The 16271-nt window shown below is 71.1% G+C and carries 12 protein-coding genes; 8 read left to right on the top strand and 4 right to left on the bottom strand.

Going from position 1 to position 16271, the window contains the following annotated elements; all coding sequences use genetic code 11:
- Positions 1-6: 6 nt before the first annotated feature.
- Positions 7-1497, bottom strand: a complete 1491-nt coding sequence (locus D7X30_RS38985) for a mechanosensitive ion channel family protein (RefSeq protein WP_120568060.1) — start codon at positions 1495-1497, stop codon at positions 7-9.
- Positions 1498-1580: 83 nt separating this feature from the next.
- Between D7X30_RS38985 and holB the strand changes: the two genes are divergently transcribed.
- From holB to D7X30_RS38960, 5 genes are all read left to right on the top strand, one after another.
- On the top strand, positions 1581-2615 hold the full coding sequence (holB, locus tag D7X30_RS38980; protein WP_120568059.1) for a DNA polymerase III subunit delta': 1035 nt from the start codon (positions 1581-1583) through the stop codon (positions 2613-2615).
- An 8-nt stretch (positions 2616-2623) separates the two neighbouring features.
- Positions 2624-3928: a DNA polymerase III subunit delta gene (gene holA / locus D7X30_RS38975; protein WP_120568087.1), complete on the top strand. Its 1305-nt coding sequence runs from the start codon at positions 2624-2626 to the stop codon at positions 3926-3928.
- 25 nt (positions 3929-3953) lie between these two features.
- Positions 3954-4403, top strand: a complete 450-nt coding sequence (locus tag D7X30_RS38970; protein ID WP_120568058.1) for a hypothetical protein — start codon at positions 3954-3956, stop codon at positions 4401-4403.
- A gap of 338 nt (positions 4404-4741) precedes the next feature.
- Positions 4742-6637 (top strand): M4 family metallopeptidase, encoded by a 1896-nt coding sequence (locus D7X30_RS38965; protein ID WP_120568057.1) that lies wholly within the window; start codon positions 4742-4744, stop codon positions 6635-6637.
- A gap of 158 nt (positions 6638-6795) precedes the next feature.
- Positions 6796-7686 carry a patatin-like phospholipase family protein gene (locus tag D7X30_RS38960; protein WP_120568056.1) on the top strand — a complete coding sequence of 297 codons (891 nt, stop codon included), beginning with the start codon at positions 6796-6798 and terminating at the stop codon, positions 7684-7686.
- Positions 7687-7702: 16 nt separating this feature from the next.
- On the opposite strand, the gene D7X30_RS38955 is transcribed toward D7X30_RS38960, so the two are convergent.
- Positions 7703-8500 (bottom strand): NRDE family protein, encoded by a 798-nt coding sequence (locus tag D7X30_RS38955; RefSeq protein WP_120568055.1) that lies wholly within the window; start codon positions 8498-8500, stop codon positions 7703-7705.
- Positions 8501-8609: 109 nt separating this feature from the next.
- Between D7X30_RS38955 and metG the strand changes: the two genes are divergently transcribed.
- The 3 genes from metG (at position 8610) to D7X30_RS38940 (ending at position 12740) form a co-directional block, all read left to right on the top strand.
- A complete protein-coding gene (gene metG, locus D7X30_RS38950) occupies positions 8610-10736 on the top strand; it encodes a methionine--tRNA ligase (RefSeq protein ID WP_120568054.1) in 2127 nt (708 codons plus the stop codon).
- Between the two features lie 256 nt (positions 10737-10992).
- Positions 10993-11967 (top strand): HEAT repeat domain-containing protein, encoded by a 975-nt coding sequence (locus D7X30_RS38945; RefSeq protein ID WP_120568053.1) that lies wholly within the window; start codon positions 10993-10995, stop codon positions 11965-11967.
- On the top strand, positions 11964-12740 hold the full coding sequence (locus tag D7X30_RS38940) for a TatD family hydrolase (RefSeq protein WP_120568052.1): 777 nt from the start codon (positions 11964-11966) through the stop codon (positions 12738-12740). Before D7X30_RS38945 ends, D7X30_RS38940 begins: the two co-directional genes overlap by 4 nt.
- Here D7X30_RS38940 and D7X30_RS38935 read toward each other — a convergent pair.
- The gene (locus D7X30_RS38935) at positions 12727-14697 is read right to left on the bottom strand and encodes an HD domain-containing phosphohydrolase (RefSeq protein WP_120568051.1); all 1971 of its coding nucleotides are present in this window, start codon (positions 14695-14697) and stop codon (positions 12727-12729) included. The two genes, D7X30_RS38940 and D7X30_RS38935, sit on opposite strands and share 14 nt — an antisense overlap.
- Positions 14698-14702: 5 nt before the next feature.
- Positions 14703-16229 (bottom strand): HD domain-containing protein, encoded by a 1527-nt coding sequence (locus D7X30_RS38930; RefSeq protein ID WP_120568050.1) that lies wholly within the window; start codon positions 16227-16229, stop codon positions 14703-14705.
- Positions 16230-16271: the final 42 nt, after the last annotated feature.

The following is a 16271-nucleotide window of genomic DNA, read 5'->3' as shown; positions in this document are numbered from 1 at the left end:
AATCCGCTATTCGTGCTTCAGGCCGAAGAGCGAACGCAGCCTTCCGAGGATGCGGCCCGCCTCGGGCGAGTGGTCCGGCCCGCCACCCGCGGCCTGGGCCACGGCGCGCAGCTGGGTGCGGCGCTGGGCGAGGAGCGCGGAGAGCTGCCGGGCGAGGCCCGGGTAGTCGGAGAACAGGCGCGCGAAGGTGGGCCGGTCCAGCTCCAGCAGCACGGAGTCCTGGAGCGCCACCACCGTGGCGGCACGGGGCTCGCCGGTGAGCAGGGACATCTCCCCGATGTACTGGCCCGGGCCCAGCCGCGTGATTTCGGACTGGAGCGTGCCGGCGCGCACGCTGACCTCGCCGGAGGCCACGACGTAGAAGGTCCCGCCCTCGTCGCCCTCCTGGATGACGCGCTCGTTGCGGCCGAAGCGGCGCACCACCACCTCGCACTGCAGCCGCTCCACCTCCTCCGGGCCCAGCGGCGCGAAGAGGTCCACCTGACGCAAGAGGTCACGCACGGTCTCGTCCGCCAGCTCGCGGCGGCGCTGCTTCGTCTCGCGGCGCAGGGTCACCGTGCGCTGGGCGTGGGGCAGCTCCATGCCCTCGCGGCGCAGGCGGTACCACAGCCGCGTGTGCAGCTCCTCCTTCACGCTGTCCGACAGCGCGAAGTCGTTGAGGAACACGCGCACCATGTACTGCGTGTTGGACTCCGTGAAGCCCACCGTGCGCGCCAGCGGCGGCGGCTGAACGAGGACCTGGGGAATCTCCCGGGCCACCTCCAGCAGCGCCTGCTTCACCTGGTTGGGCGGCGCGTCCAGTGACACGCCCACCTGCACCTCGATGCCCACGGGCTCGCGGTGCTGGGTGAAGTTCTTCACGTGCTCCTTGCCCACCATGCTGTTGGGCAGGGTGATGACCTCGCGCCGGAAGTTGGCGATGCGGATGGAGCGCCACCCGATGTGCACCACCCGCCCGGTGTGCTCGCCAATGCGGATGAAGTCGCCCACCTCGAACGGCCGGTCCAGCTGCAGCGACAGGCCCGCGAAGAGGTTGCCCAGCGTCTCCTGGAGCGCCAGACCGATGACCACCGTCAGCACCGCGGTGGACGCGACCAGGCCCGCCAGGTCCAGGTCGAGCTGGCTCTGGAGGATGGGGACGGTGGCGAGCGCGTACAGCGTGAAGTCGATGACGTCGCGGAGAATCTTGGGCGTCGTCACCGGCGAGCGCATCCGCACCAGCTTCAGCGCGAACGCCACCGCGGCCCGGATGACGCCGTAGACGAACGTGAGCATCCAGCCCACGTTCACGAACTTGCGCAGGCCCTCCGGCGTCGAGGCCTCCGGCAGGAGGCGCGCCGCCAGCCGCAGCACCAGGAAGGCGAGCAGCATCCGCACCGCGCCCCGCAGGTCGTCGCGCAGGTCCGGGTCGCGGGTGGTCCGCTGGATGCCCAGCAGGAGCACCGTCAGGATGGAGCCCGCCAGCAGGGGGAGATAGCCTTCGAGGAAGTTCAACACGCCCGGCGAATCAGACCGGTGGCGCGCGCACGGGTCAAGGTGGCGGTTGACGGGTGGGCCCCGAGCGGGGATACACGCCCCCCATGACGCTTGCCTCGGTGCAGGGACAGTCCCGCGCGATGGACGCGCTCCAATCCGCCCTGCGGTCTGGCTCGGTGCATCACGCCTACCTGTTCGCCGGGCCCGAGGGGGTCGGCAAGGAGCTGGCCGCGGTGGGCCTGGCCCAGGCCCTCACCTGCCCGGAGGCCCCGGAGGTGGGCTGCGGCAAGTGCGCCAGCTGCGTGCGCCTGGCCAAGGGGCTGCACCCGGACGTCACCTGGGTGATGCCGGACGACGAGCGCGTGTCGCGAGGACTCGCGGGCCGCTCCGACTTCACCGGCACGCCCAGCCGTGAGCTGCGTGTGGAGCAGATAAGGCAGCTCCAGGAGCGCCTGGCGCTGCGCGGCCTGGAGTCCAAGCGCAAGGTGGCCATCCTGGTCAGCGCGGAGCAGATGAACGTCCAGGCGCAGAACGCGTTCCTCAAGACGCTGGAGGAGCCGCCCGCGGAGACCACCCTCATCCTGGTGGCGAGCGCCATGGACCGGCTGCTGCCCACCATCCGCAGCCGGTGCAGCAAGGTGTACTTCGGTCCGCTGCCGGTGGACCTGGTCGCTCGGCGCGTGCAGCAGGAGCGCAAGCTGGACGCGGACACCGCCGCCCTGGCCGCGGTGATGTCCGGCGGCAGCCTGGGCCGCGCGCTCGCGCTGGACGTGGACGCGCTGAAGGAGCGCAAGGACGTCCTCACCGCCTTTGAAGCCCTGAGCGGCAACGACATCCCGGCCCTGCTGCGCTTCGCGGAGGCGCACGGCGGCTCGCGCGAGGACGCGGACGCGGCGCTGGAGCTGCTCATCCTGTGGACGCGGGACGTGGCGCTCGCCAAGGCCGGGGCGCTGGAGTCGCTGGCGAACCGCGACCTGACGGCGCTGGCGGAGGACGCGGCGAAGCGCACGTCGGAGGCCGCGCTGCACCGGCGGCATTCGCTGCTGGAGTCAGCGCGCACGGCCATCGGCTCGCGCAACGGCGCGCCAAGGTTGCAGCTGGAGCGGCTGCTCATCGAACTGTGCGTGGAGGGCCGGTGAGCGCGGACATGGACGAGGTGCTGGCGGAGGTGAAGGGCGGCAAGGTGTGGCCGCTGTACCTCCTGTGGGGCGAGGAGTTCCTGGTCAGGAAGGGCGCCGACGAGCTGGTGAAGACGCTGGTGCCGGACGCCGCCATGGGGCTGAACCTCGCGGTGCTGGACGCGGCCTCCCCGCGCGAGGTGGCGCAGGAATTGGCCACGCTGCCGCTGTTCCCCGGGCGCAAGGTGGTGCTGGTGCGCGACCCGGAGTTCCTCGCGCCCAAGAAGGGCAAGGGCGACGCGCTGGCCAAGGCGCGCGACGCGTGGAAGGCGGGCAAGCGCAAGGAGGGCGCCCGGCGGCTGCTGGCGCTCGCGGGCCGCGCGGGCTGGGGCGTGGACCAATTGGACCCCCGCGTGCCGGGCGCGCCCTCGGTGGAGCAGTGGAAGGAAGAGCTCAACGTGGACCTGGCGGAGGCGGACCTGGCCTTCCTCCAGGAGGCGGCGGCCTTCTGCCGCGACGAGCGCATCAGCGCTCCGGAGGGTGACGCGTCCGCGCTGCTGGAGCTGCTCCAGAAGGGCGTGCCGCCGGGGCACGCGCTGGTGCTCGCGGCCACGGACGTGGACTCGCGCAGCCCGCTGCTCAAGTTCGCGCAGGACAAGGGCCGCCTCTTCGAGCGCAAGGTGGCCGCGCGCCACAAGGACCTGGACCTCAGCGAGATTTCGAAGGAGTTCCTCGCCCCCTTCAAGAAGAAGCTGGGGCCGGGCGCGCTGGAGGGCTTGAAGGAGCGCATCGGCGGCAACATCCGGCTGCTCCAGTCGGAGCTGGAGAAGCTGGCCGTCTACGCGGAGGGGCCCACCATCGAAGCGCAGCACGTGGCGCTGCTGGTGCACCACGCGCGCGAGGAGGAGTTCTTCGAGCTGACGGAGGCGCTCCAGAAGCGCGAGCTGCGCGACGCGCTCTCCTACGCCGAGGACGCGATGGGGCAGGGCACGCACGCGCTACAGCTCTTGGGCGCGGTGACGTCCATCGTCCGCTCGCTCCTGGAGAACCACGCCTGGCTGGAGAAGTACGCGGGCGGCCAGCCGCCGCGCACCGGCCGCGACGTGGAGGCGCGCATCCTCCCCAAGCTGGAGGCGGAGCTGAAGGCCACCAAGCGCAAGACGCCCAACGCGTGGGCGCTCGCGTTCGGCATGCAGGCCGCCGCCCGCTACGAGCGCCGCGAGCTGCTCAACGCCCTGGTGGCGTGCGCGGACGCGGACCTGGCCCTGAAGTCCTCCGCCAGCGGGAAGCTCGTCATCGAGCGGCTGTTGTGGACGGTGTGCACCCGCGCCTGAAAAGGCCCGGGCTGAAGGAGCCGCCATGGCGGACAAGCGACGCTTCGACCTCTTCGCGGACCTGCTCGTCACGCGCTTTCCCCAGGCCCTGCGCGTCTATGACATCGCCGGCGGCATGGGGAAGCTGAACGAGTCCCTCACCCAGCGCGGCCGCACGGTCACCACCTTCGACCTGCGCCACAAGCACCTGCCCGTGAAGTACGCGCAGCGGCTCTTCACCCTGGAAGAGCCCTGCGAGGCGGAGCTCGTCGTGGGCATGCACCCGGACGGCGCCACGCGGATCATCATCGAGTACGCCGCGCGCCACGGGCTGGGCTTCGCCGTCGTCCCTTGCTGCTCCGACAATGGGATGCCCTACAAACCGTGGATGCGGCACCTGGCCGACGTGGCCCGCGACGCCGGCTACACCACGGTGGAAGAGGCCGCGCTCCCCATGGACGGGCGCGCGCGGGTGCTGCTCGGCGTGTGGCGCTGACGCACGGCGCGCGAATTCAGGGCCTTGCTTTGCGTAGCAAGAAAAAGCCGTCAGCCTGGGATTGTCCGAATAGAGGACGCACCCCCGTGTGCACTGTCATGGTTCAGGACAGGGACCCACGAAGGGCGAAAAGCCCAGTAAGAACGGGCCTTTGTGCCAAAGGCGTAACGAATACTTCCACATTACCGAAGATTTACTGGGCACTGATGTGCCAGCCGTTTTTCAGGGCCTTCCCGTACTGCGAGGCATTTCGCGGACTTAATGAGTTGGCCTGAAGAATGCTGAAAGGAGCGCTGTCCCGGCGACCACCCCCTTTGCGCCGGGCAGGAGGCAGTACCTTGGTTCGCACTCGTTTCGTTTCAGCCCTGCTGGCCTTCCCCCTCGTCGCTTGCGGCGTCGGTGAGATGGACTCCAACACTCAGAAGGATCAGCAGAAGCCGGATGAAGTCGCCGAAGTGCAGAACGCCCTGAGCGTCATTCCGGGCGCCCAGATTGTCGGCACCAACGCGGATGGGACGCCGCACACCATCCAGGGCCGCCTGGGCCAGGCGGACCGCCCGCTGACGGGCTTCGCGTCCGCGGAAGTGCACTCGGCCATCGCCGGGTCGCTGCCCTCCATCGCGTCGCTGTTCCGCCTGAACGCCTCCGACCTGCAGGTCCGCCGCATCAACGTGGACGAGCAGGGCGTTTCGCACATCCGCTACGCGCAGACGCTGAACGGTCTGCCGGTGGTGGGCGAGGAGCTGGTGGTGCACGTGGACAGCTCGGGCGCCATCTTCGGCGCGAACGGCTCCGCGCGCTCCGGCGGCGCCGTGTCCGCGCGTCCGCTGGTCGCCGCGGAGGCGGCCCAGACGGCGGCGCTGCGCGACACGAAGGGCACGGACCTGGCCGCGGAGGGTGCGCGCCTGGTGTACGTGAAGGCCGAGGACGGCCGCCTGCGCCTGGCGTACGAGGTGAAGGTCACGGGCGAGAGCGAGCTGATGCCGCTGCGCGACCGCGTCTATGTGGACGCCATCAACGGCGCCATGCTGCTGCGCGTGCCGGAGATCCACACCGCGCTCAACCGCAAGGTCTACAGCGCGAACAACGGCACCAGCACCCCGGGCACGCTCAAGCGCAGCGAGGGCCAGGCTGCCATCGGTGACTCGCACGTCGACACCAACTACGACATGCTGGGCTACACCTACGACTGTTACAAGGTGCTCTTCAACCGCGACTCGCTGAACAACGCGGGCACGGCGCTCATCAGCACGGTGCACTACGGCAACAAGTACGTGAACGCCTACTGGGACGGCACCCAGATGGTGTACGGCGACGGCGACAACGTGAACTCCATCGAGCTGGGCAAGGACGCGGACGTCACCGTCCACGAGCTGACCCACGCCGTGACGGAGTACGAGTCCAACCTCACGTACTCCGGCCAGTCCGGCGGCCTCAACGAGGCGATGTCCGACACCTTCGGCGCCGTCTGCGAGAGCCGCGTCAACGGCTGGAGCACGGCGGCGGCCATCTGGATGGTGGGCGAGGACGTCTGGACGCCGGGCACGGCGAACGACGCGCTCCGCTACATGGACGACCCGGCGAAGGACGGCGTGTCCAAGGACTGGGCGGCGAACGTGACGTCCAGCACGGACGTGCACTACAGCTCCGGCGTGCCGAACCTGGCGTTCGCGCTGCTCTCCAAGGGTGGTCTGCACCCGCGCGGCCGTAGCACCATCAACGTGCCGGCCATCGGCGTCGAGAAGGCCGCCCGCATCTGGTACTACGCCAACACCAACCTCTTCACGGCGAGCACCACGTTCGCGCAGGCCAAGACCTGGACCGTCCAGGCCGCCGTGGCCCTGGGCTACACCGCGGCCGAGCAGGCTGCCGTGACGGCCGCCTGGGAAGCGGTGGGCGTGGGTGGCACGGTCACGCCTCCGACCTGCACCGCGCTGACCAACGGCGTCGCGAAGACGGGCCTGTCCGGCGCGACCGGCTCCGAGACCCTGTACTGCATCGACCTGCCGGCCTCCCGGTCCTCCTCCTACGTCCTGAGCGGCGGCACGGGCGACGCGGACATGTACATCAAGTTCGGCTCCGCCCCGACGACGTCGTCCTACGACTGCCGTCCGTACCTGGGCGGCAACAACGAGACGTGCAGCGCGGCGGCGAAGGCCTCGGCGGGCAAGATGTACATCATGCTGCGCGGCTACTCGACGTACAGCGGCACGTCGCTCAAGGCCACGTACTAGTTCCCAACGCGGGTCCGGCGTGAGTCCACGCCGGGCCTCGTGAAGGTCACCTTCCGCCTCCGGGGCTCCTGTCCCGGGGGCGGTCGTGTTCTGGGGGCCATGACGCCTGTCGCGCGGGAACGGGGTAGGGTGGCCCGACTTCGCACGTGGGAGGCTGCATGGGGCGGCGGTTGGGGCTGGTGTTGCTGACGGTGGTGGTGGCTTCCGGGGCCCTGTCGTGTCACCGGGACACGCGCGCTTCGCGCACCTGCGTGGTGCTGTCGGTGGGAGGCACCAAGGGGCTCGCGCACGTGGGCGCGCTGGATGCGCTGGTGGCCCGGGGCGTGCCCATCGACTGCGTGGTGGGCAACAGCATGGGCGCGGTGGTGGGCGGCCTCTACGCGTCCCAGCCCGGCGCCAACCTGCGCCAGCGCTACCATTCCTTCTTCACCACCTACGAAGAACAGACGCGCAAGGTCGCGGTGACACGCGGCGCGGTGGGCGCGGCGGTGGGCCTGCTCGCGGTGCTGGTGTCGGGCGGCGCGCTGGGACCGGCCGTGGCGGCGGGCGCGCTGGGCGCGGCGGGTGGCGCGGCGACAGTGCCCCCCTTGAGCCATGAGCGCTTCACCCAGGTGCTGGATCAGTTCTACGCGGGCGCGCGCGTGGAGGAGCTCCCCGTGCCCTTCGCCACCTTCCACCAGGAGCCCTTCGCGGGCGGCATCCGATTGGTGACTGTCACGCGCGGTCCGCTGTCGGAGGCCGTCTCCGCGAGCGCCTCCAACCCGCTCCTGTTCAAGGACGCGACGCTGGAGCGAATCGACCCGGGCGCGGACCGCGTGTCCGCGACGCCCATCCATGACGCGTGTCAGCTGTTCCCGGGCGCGCGGCTCATCGCCATCAACGTCACGGGCGAGCCGGCCTTCTACCGCTCCGACCTGGGCTGCGACGTGCGGGAGGTCCGCGTGGACGTGGCCATGCCCCCGGTGGAGGCCTTCACCGGCCGGGGCCCCGCCTTCGAGGCCACCTACGACGCGGGCCGCGACGCGGTGATGCGCGCGCGGCTGGACTGAAGACGCGGCGGGCCGCTCAGGGCGCCGTGAGCAGCCCCGTCACGTCCCGCCAGCCGCCCTGGCAGGGCGCGATGTCCGTGGCCAGGTAGTGCCCCACGCGGCCGGGCCCGAGCGCGACGATGGCGGACGAGCGCGTCCCGTAGCCTTCTTCCGTGTGGATGCACAGTGCCTGGAGCTGCTGGAGGAAGTCCGCAGGCAGGCCATCCTCCGAGAGCGGCCCCGTCGCGGACTCAAGGGGCGGCAGGGCATGGTCGGCCAGGGCCGCCTGGAGCCCCGTCACCAGCTCCGGCCACGGGCGCTTCGCCACGCCTTCCGCCAGGGCATGGGCCCGCCGCACTTTCGGGAGCGCCAGGTTGTCCAGGCTGTCGTTGGGGAGCACGTGCACGCCGTCCGGGACGTCCTCGTGCAGCAGGTGCTCATGGCCCGGCCGCGCGTAGGCCACCCGGAGGGTGTGCGCGTCCCCATAGAGCAGGTTGAAGGGCAGGAACTCCGGGGCGGGCAGGGTGCCGAGGTAGCGCTCGATGGCCTCCACCGACCCGGCCTGCAGGGCGCGCAGCACCACCTCGCCCCGGGAGCGGGGGGCCAGGCCCAGGCTCCGGGCGCCGCGCTGGTTCGTCAGGGCGACCACGACTCCCTCGTGGGTGACCCCCATCCACGTGCCGCCCCGCTCCACGTCCTGGCCGCCCACCACGCGGGGGGACTCGGAGAGGACCTTCGGCCCGTGGGCCGGACGCGCGTAGAACTCATCCCGGTTGGCGGCGAGGACCAGCGGCCACTCGGGGTGGACGTTACGGAGGAGGAGGACGGTGCACATGGCGTCCGCTCGATAACATCCCCCTTCGCGCCATGCAGCGTCCGGCCTGCATGTTGGCGATGACCTCGTATCCCCGAGCGGCTATGGTCCGCCGCCCTCAGGAGAGTCCATGGCGGAGAGAACCCTCGTCACCAGTGCCCTTCCGTACGCGAACGGCGCCATCCACCTCGGCCACGCTGTCGAGTACATCCAGACGGACATCTACGTCCGCTTCCTGCGCTCGTGCGGTCAGGACGTCGTCTACTTCTGCGCGGATGACACCCACGGCACGCCCATCGAAATCAACGCCGCGAAGCAGGGCATCCCGCCGGAGCAGTTCGTCGCGCGCTTCCACGACGAGCACCAGCGCGACTTCCGCGACTTCGACATCCGCTTCGACTACTTCCACTCCACCAACTCGCCGGAGAACCGCCACTACGCGGAGCTCATCTACGGGCGCTTGAAGGACGCGGGCGACATCGACCGCCGCGACATCGAGCAGACCTACTGCGAGAAGGACAAGCGCTTCCTGCCGGACCGCTTCATCCGGGGCACCTGTCCCAACTGCAGGTCCACGGATCAGTACGGCGACGCCTGCGAGAAGTGCGGCAAGACGTACAACCCCACGGACCTCATCGACCCGAAGTGCGCGCTGTGCGGCACGCCGCCCGTACGCCGCAACTCCGTGCACCTGTTCTTCAAGCTGTCGCGGCACGCGGACTTCCTCCAGGAAGTGCTCAAGCGCCCCGGCTTCATCCACCCGGGCCTGGCCGCCCAGCTCCAGGGTTTCTTTGAGAAGGGCCTGTCGGACTGGGACATCAGCCGCGACGGGCCGTACTTCGGCTTCGCGATTCCGGGTGAGACGGACAAGTTCTTCTACGTCTGGCTGGATGCGCCCATCGGGTACATCGCCACGACGGAGAAGTGGGCGAAGGAGTCGGGTCGTGTCCCGGACGCGCTCGCGTACTGGGGCAAGGACGCGCCCACGCGCATCGTCCACTTCATCGGCAAGGACATCGTCTACTTCCACGCGCTCTTCTGGCCCGCGGTGCTGAACGTCGCGGGGTTCCACATCCCCAACGAGATCAAGGTGCACGGGCACCTGACCGTGAACGGGGAGAAGATGAGCAAGAGCCGCGGCACCATGGTGGCCGCGCGTGACTACCTGGACCTGCTGGACCCCAGCTACCTGCGCTACTTCTACGCGGCCAACCTGGGCGCGGGCGTGGAGGACCTGGACCTCAACCTCAAGGACTTCCGCCTGCGGGTGAACGGCGAGCTCGTCAACAACGTGGGCAACCTGGCCAACCGCGCGCTGTCGCTGCTGGCCGGGCCGCTGGAGAAGAAGCTCGCGCCGGGCCGCGCGGAAGGGCCGGGGCGCAAGCTGGTGGAGGACGCGCTGGCGCGTGTGCCGGAGGTGCGCGAGGCGTTCGAGAAGCTGGAGTACCGCAACGCCATCCGGGTCATCACGGAGATTGCCTCCACCGCGAACGCGTTCCTGCAGACGGCGGCGCCGTGGGCGCTGGTGAAGAAGGACGCGGAGGCCGCGCGAGCGGACCTGTCGGACGCGGCGGACGTGGCGTACCTGCTGGGCGCGCTCCTGGCGCCGGTGACGCCGCGCATTTCGGAGAAGCTGTTCGCGCAGTTGGGGGCGGAGCCGCTGACGTTCCAGGCGCTCGCCACCGCGAAGTATCCGCTGTTGGACCGCACCCGTCCGCTGGGCACGCCGGAGCCGCTGTTGCCCCGGCTGGAGGAGGAGCGCGTCAACGCCATCATCAAGGTCCCCGCGGGGACGCCGGTCGCCGAGCCCGTGAAGGCAGGCGGCAAGGACAAGAAGACGGAGAAGAAGCCCGTGGAAGCGAAGACTCCGGAAGCGGTGACCACCACGCAGGCGTCCCCGGGAGCGGGGGCGGCGGAAGGCGCGCCCGCGGCCGACATCGAGTTCGCGGACTTCGCCAAGGTGGTGCTGAAGGCGGGGCGCATCGTGGCCGCGGAGAAGGTGAAGGGCGCGGACAAGCTGCTCAAGCTGGACGTGGACCTGGGTGAAGGCACGCCGCGCACCATCGTGTCCGGCATCGCGGAGGCGTACGCGCCCGAGGCGTTGGTGGGCCGGCGCGTGGTGGTGGTGGCGAACCTCAAGCCGCGCAAGCTCAAGGGCATCGAGTCGCGCGGCATGCTGTTGACGGCGGGCTCGGGCGGCAAGGACCTGTCCCTGCTGGATCCGGGCGATGTGCCGCCCGGCGCCGACGTGAAGTAACTCGAGCGGTGGCATCCCGGGCGGCCGCCGAGCTCCCCGGGATGTGAGCCGTGCGCGCGCACGCGGGCGGTCGCTTCCGGTCCGGGTGGGAGCAGGGTAGGGCGTCGTCCGGAATGCCCTCCCGCTCTGAATCCATGCGGCGCGGGAGTGGTTTCAGATTCGGGTGGAGCGATAGGCCCCTGGCGTCGGACGGCGACGGGAACTCCAAGGACGCGCTGGGCATGGGAAGGCCCGGGCGCCAGAGAGGTGACGAGACGTGGCGGACTGGCGTGCCGAGCGGGACCGCGCCCTGTTGACCCTGGAGCGGGAGAAGCGGCCGGCGAGCCGGGCCGAGGCGGCGGAGCTGCTGTTCCAACTCGCGTCGGAGGAGCCCGCGCACGCGGCGGAGTTCACGGACGTGCTCGTGCGGCTGCTCGCGGATGCGCAGCCGGAGGTGCGCCGCTCCGGCGTGAGTCTGGCGTCCGTCATCCTGCCGCCGGATCAGCTCCCGGACATGCTCCTGCCGAGGCTGCGCGACGAGGACACCCGCGTGCGGCTGGAGGCCACCGGACGGCTCGCGGACCTCGCGCTGCCGCACGCGCGCGGAGCCCTGGCCGGAATGCTGGAGGACCCCACGCCGGAGGTCCGCTTCGAGGCCGCGCGAGGCATCGCCGCCCTCAAGCACCCCGCCGGCCTGGACGTGCTCGTTGCCGCGCTGGACGTGGACACGCTGCGCTTCCGGGCGCTGGGCGCGCTGGCGGAGCTGGAGGACACGCGGGCGCTGCCGGCGGTGAAGCGCCTCTTCGGCAAGTGGTTGCTGCCCGCGTTCGACAAGACGCAGGCGGCGGGCGTGCTGCTGAAGCTGGGCGACCCGGAGGGCGCGGACTGGCTGATGCAGCGCACGCGCAAGAAGTGGAGCGCGGACCGGGCGCTCGCGGTGGAGCTGTGCGGTGAATTGAAGGTCCCGGGCGCGCTGGAGCGGCTGAAGGACATCCTCGCGGACGCGAAGGACCCCTGCCGGGGCGCCGCCGCGCGCGGGTTGGGCCGGCTGGGGGATGCGCAGGCGCTGCCCTGGTTGCTCGCCGTGCTGGAGGACCGGAGCACGCCGGAGGACGACCGGCTGGATGCGGCGGACGGCGTGTGGCGTCTGGGCGTGGCGGAGGGGCTGGAGCGCGTGCGCGCCGCCGTGCCCACCTTCGCCTCGGAAGATGCGCGGATGGAGCTGGAAGAGCTGTTTCAGGAGAAGCCATGAAACTGGTTGATGCGCACTGCCACCTGGAGCCGAAGGACTACGCGGACGTGGCGCCCGTGCTGGAGCGCGCGCGCGCCGCGGGGCTGGTGCACGCGGTGCTGGTGGGGCAGTTCCACGCCCCCGGGGACTGGGGCCACGCGCTGGAGGTCGCCGCCCGGCACCCGGAGTTCCTGTCGCCCACGCTGGGCATCCACCCGCACGCGGCCGCCCGCGCCACCGAAGCGGACTTCGAGATGCTGGAGCGCACCTGCGCCCGTCCGGAGCTGCGCGCCGTGGGCGAGGCCGGGTTGGACTACTACTACGACTACTCGCCGCGCGAGATTCAGGCCACCGTCTTCCGGCGGCAGTGCGCGCTCGCGAAGCGCCTGTCCAAGCCGCTGGTGGTGCACGTGCGCGACGCGCACGACGACTGCGAAGCGGCTCTGGCGGCCGAGGACGTCACCAGCGGCGTCATCCACTGCTTCACCGGCGACACGGCCGCGGCCCGCAAGTACCTGGACCGGGGCTTCTTCCTGTCGCTGTCCGGCGTCGTCACCTACAAGAAGACGGAGGCCCTCCAGGACGCGGTGCGCTTCGCGCCGCTGGAGCGCCTGATGGTGGAGACGGACAGCCCGTACCTCGCGCCGGTGCCCCACCGCGGCCGCAAGAACGAGCCCGCGCACGTGCTGGAGACAGCGAAGAAGGTCGCGGAGCTGAAGGGCGTGTCGCTGGAAGAGGTGGCCCGCGTCACCACGGCGAACGCGGCCCGCCTCTTCAACCTCACGCTGGCGTGAGCGCGTTGGCCAGGGCTTCCAGGTCCTGGTCCAACTGCGGCATGTCCAGCAGCAGCGCGTCCGGGTCGTAGACGAAGTCCGCCTGCTTCAGCTTCAGCAGGGCCTGCAGCGCGGGTTCGCCCGCGTGGCCGCCGAACGCCGCGTGCACCACGCGGCCGCGCTCCAGGTGCAGCGAGCCCTCCAGCGTGTGGCTCCGCAGCTGGAGCTTCCCGCTCTTCTTGCCGCCGCCCAGCGTGCGCAACAGCTCCTTCGGGGGCAGCTCGTCGAAGCTGCCGCGCACCACCCGGCCCGGGCCGTTGTGCTGCACGCGGTCCTGGAAGAGGGACAGCACCGTGCGGGCGACCTCCGCCTTGTCGCTCGGGGAGCGCACCGCCGTCGCGCCCGCCATGAGCAGCCGCTCGCGCGCCTGGGCATCCGGTTCGCCCACCACGGCGATGGGCAGACCCGCGCTCTCCGGCATGGAGCGCACGGCCTCCAGCAGGTCCATCACCTCCTGCTGGCCCAGCCGCAGGCTCACCACCAGCACGTCGCAGTCCTGCCGCGACAGGCCGTCCAGCGCACCGTCCAGCGTGGAGAGCGCGTGCGCCACCAGCTCCTGCTTGAGCACCGCCTCCAGCAGCTCGCCGCGCGTGGCCTCGTCCGGCTCCGCGATGAGCACCTGGCGGCCCTCGCTGGCCAGCCGGTGCACCAGCAGCGCGCCGCTCTGCAGCTGCCCGACGATGTCCGCCACCACCGGATCGTAGAGCACGCCCGCGTTCTTCTTGAGGTGCTCCAGCGCCTGCTGCTTGGTGAAGACGCGGCCGAACGCATTGCCCGGGTTCTTGGTCAGCTCCAGGAAGCTGTCCACCGCCGCCAGGATGCGCGCGCCCAGGGTGATGTCCTCGCCCTTGGCGCCCTGGGGCGTGCCGGAGCCGTCCCAGGCCTCGTACAGCTGCGCGAGGATGGTGTTCACCTGCGCGGGCAGGTGCACCGTCTCGAAGAGCTTCGTGGGCGCGCGGCAGCACGCCTTCGCCTGGGCCTTCCACTCCGGATTGGCCGCGTTGCTCGCCAGCGAGAAGTGCCGCTCCGGGGGCTTGCCCAGGTCGTGCAGGTACGCGGCGATGGACAGCGCCGCCAGCTCCTTGTGGGGCATGCCCATGCGCTGGCCGACGATGCCCGCCTGCCGCGCCAGCTGCGCGGAGTGTCCCCGGTGCCGGGGCCGGTCCTGCTCCAGCAGCCCCACCATCAGGCTCAGCGTCTCCACGTAGTCCGTGTCGCTGATGAGCCCGCGCGGGCCGCCCGGCTCGCGCCGCTGCGTGGAGACACGCGCCACGTTGGTGCCGCTGCCGGCGCGCTGCAGCCGCATCCGCGCGTCCGTCTCCAGCCGCATGCTCAGGCTGGTGGCGTTGCTGCGTCCGCCGGAGCTCCCACTGCGCCCGGGCTCCGCGCCCACGTGCGTGTTGGAGGGCGTGTCCGGACGGCGCGGGCCATTGTTCGCGGAGGGGCCCTCCAGCAGCGTGGAGAACGCCGTGGGGTCGCCGTAGTAGTGCTTGCGGATGGCCGCGGAGATGGCGCTGCGCAGGCCGATGTACGCGTAGACCTCCGACATGCCGGTGACGAGGGCGATCTCGTCGAGCAGCGACTTGTTCTGCGGCTCGGCGGCCACCACCGAGAGCAGCTTGCGCTCCGGATCCACGGCCAGCGGGAGCACGTTCTGCGCTTCCGCCAGCCGCACCGGCAGCTTGTCCAACACCTTCGTGTCGATGCGGACCTTGGCCAGCTTGTCCGCGGTGACGAAGCGGGTCTGGAACTCGTTGGCCAGGAGCCGCAGCAGCGCGGCCTCCTGGAGCAGGCCCAGCTCCACCAGACAGTCCCCCAGCTTGTGGCCGGTGATCTTCTGGTGCTCCAGACCCTGCTCCACGGCCCCCGGAGTCACGAGGCCGGCCTCAATCAACCGCTCTCCCAGCCGCTTCGCCATGGACTTCAGCCCTCCGAGGAGCCACCACCCTCATCACCGGACTTCGGGGCCGGCGCCAGCGCGCTGAACGGCTTGAAGGTCAGCTCGCCGGGCAGGCTCTTGGGGTCGCGGGGCGGACGGTCCTCGCGCGGCGGACGGGCGGGGCGCTCCTCGCGGGGACCCCGGTCCTCACGCGGCGGACGCTCGGCGCGGGGCTCGCGCGGAGGCCGCGGCGGACGCTCCGGACGGGCCTCCTGGGACGCGGGGGCGGCAGCGCCCTCGCCAGCCTGGGCCGGCGGACCCTTGTCGGCGCGCGCCTTGCGCTTCTCCTCGCGGTGCTTGCGGCGGCCGCCCTCCACCGGAGCCCGGCCGCGGCCGGTGGGCACGAAGCCCTTCCAGAGCGAGCGGTCGTACGCGCGCAGGTGGTCCGTCCAGCGCTCGTTCGGATCGCGCTGCATGGCCTCCACCCACGAGGAGATGCGCGCGTCGAGCGAGCTGAGCGTGTCGACGATCTGCGCCTCCAGCGTCACCGGCACCTTCGCGCTGGGGGCGCCGGACGGCCCCGTCTGGGAGATCGCCAGGTGCGTCAGGTGCTGCTCCAGGAGCGGCGGGAAGCCCGGGATGCCCAGGGTCTTCTCGCGGATCTTCTGCGCGGCCAGCACCGCGTGGCCCACCAGCCGGCCCTCGTCGGAGGTGTCGAAGCCCTTGTCGGACGCCCCGTCGCCGCCCTTCATCACGTCGTGCAGGAACGCGCCGGCCAGCAGCAGGTCGCGGTCCGCCATGGGGTAGTGGTCCGACACGCGCAGCGTCAGGCGCATCACCGACAGGACGTGCTCGGCCAGCCCGCCGCGCCACGCGTGGTGCACGCCCTTGGCCGCCGGGGCCACCGGCAGCGCCGAGGACACCTGCGCGTCGTCCAGGAACGCCAGCAGCAGCTGCTTCACGAACGGGTCGTTGACGCGCTCGGTGACGAGCTCGCGGATCTGCCCCACCGCGCGCGGGCCACCGCCGCCCTCGTGGCGCTCGGCCTTGCCTTCAGCCTGCTTCGCTTCGCCCGACTTGGACTCGGCCTTCGCGTCGCCCGACTTCGCTTCGCCGGCCTTGGACTCGGCCTTCGCGTCGCCAGACTTCGCTTCGCCGGCCTTGGACTCGGCCTTCGCCTCGGCGGGCGGGGCGGGGGGCGGCTCGAACTCCTTGGGGTCGAGCGGCTCCGGATCCAGGCGCTCCATGGCCTCCACGACGACCTGGGTGCGGCCGTGGAAGACGATGACGCTGCCCTGCACGAGGACGAAGTCACCGCTCTGGAAGGCGGGCTCCAGCGCGTCCACCTTGTCGAAGACGCGCGCGTCCACCGTGCCGCTCTTGTCGGCCAGGGACAGCGACAGGAACACCTTGCCGCTGCGCGCGTTCACCTTCTCCTTCTTGGTGACGCGGAAGACGGTGTTGACCTGGTCCTTCTCGCGCAGGTCCGCCGCGTACACCTTGCGGACGGTCTCGACGGAAGCCTCCGGGGTGGAAGAGGTCGCGGCCTGGGACTCGTTTTCGGTTGTCATCGCGGCGCGGACACTAACACCGAGGAGGGCCCGTCGAGGGCG

This window comes from Corallococcus sp. AB011P, from assembly GCF_003611605.1.
Lineage (GTDB): Bacteria > Myxococcota > Myxococcia > Myxococcales > Myxococcaceae > Corallococcus > Corallococcus coralloides.
This window is presented reverse-complemented; position numbering and strand designations above follow the sequence as displayed.

Excerpts from the sequence above, each read along its gene's own strand:
- holB (WP_120568059.1), top strand. The coding sequence starts at position 1,581 with ATGACGCTTGCCTCGGTGCAGGGACAGTCCCGCGCGATGGACGCGCTC.
- holA (WP_120568087.1), top strand. The coding sequence starts at position 2,624 with ATGGACGAGGTGCTGGCGGAGGTGAAGGGCGGCAAGGTGTGGCCGCTG.
- D7X30_RS38970 (WP_120568058.1), top strand. The coding sequence starts at position 3,954 with ATGGCGGACAAGCGACGCTTCGACCTCTTCGCGGACCTGCTCGTCACG.
- D7X30_RS38960 (WP_120568056.1), top strand. The coding sequence starts at position 6,796 with ATGGGGCGGCGGTTGGGGCTGGTGTTGCTGACGGTGGTGGTGGCTTCC.
- D7X30_RS38955 (WP_120568055.1), bottom strand. The coding sequence starts at position 8,500 with ATGTGCACCGTCCTCCTCCTCCGTAACGTCCACCCCGAGTGGCCGCTG.
- metG (WP_120568054.1), top strand. The coding sequence starts at position 8,610 with ATGGCGGAGAGAACCCTCGTCACCAGTGCCCTTCCGTACGCGAACGGC.
- D7X30_RS38940 (WP_120568052.1), top strand. The coding sequence starts at position 11,964 with ATGAAACTGGTTGATGCGCACTGCCACCTGGAGCCGAAGGACTACGCG.
- D7X30_RS38935 (WP_120568051.1), bottom strand. The coding sequence starts at position 14,697 with ATGGCGAAGCGGCTGGGAGAGCGGTTGATTGAGGCCGGCCTCGTGACT.
- D7X30_RS38930 (WP_120568050.1), bottom strand. The coding sequence starts at position 16,229 with ATGACAACCGAAAACGAGTCCCAGGCCGCGACCTCTTCCACCCCGGAG.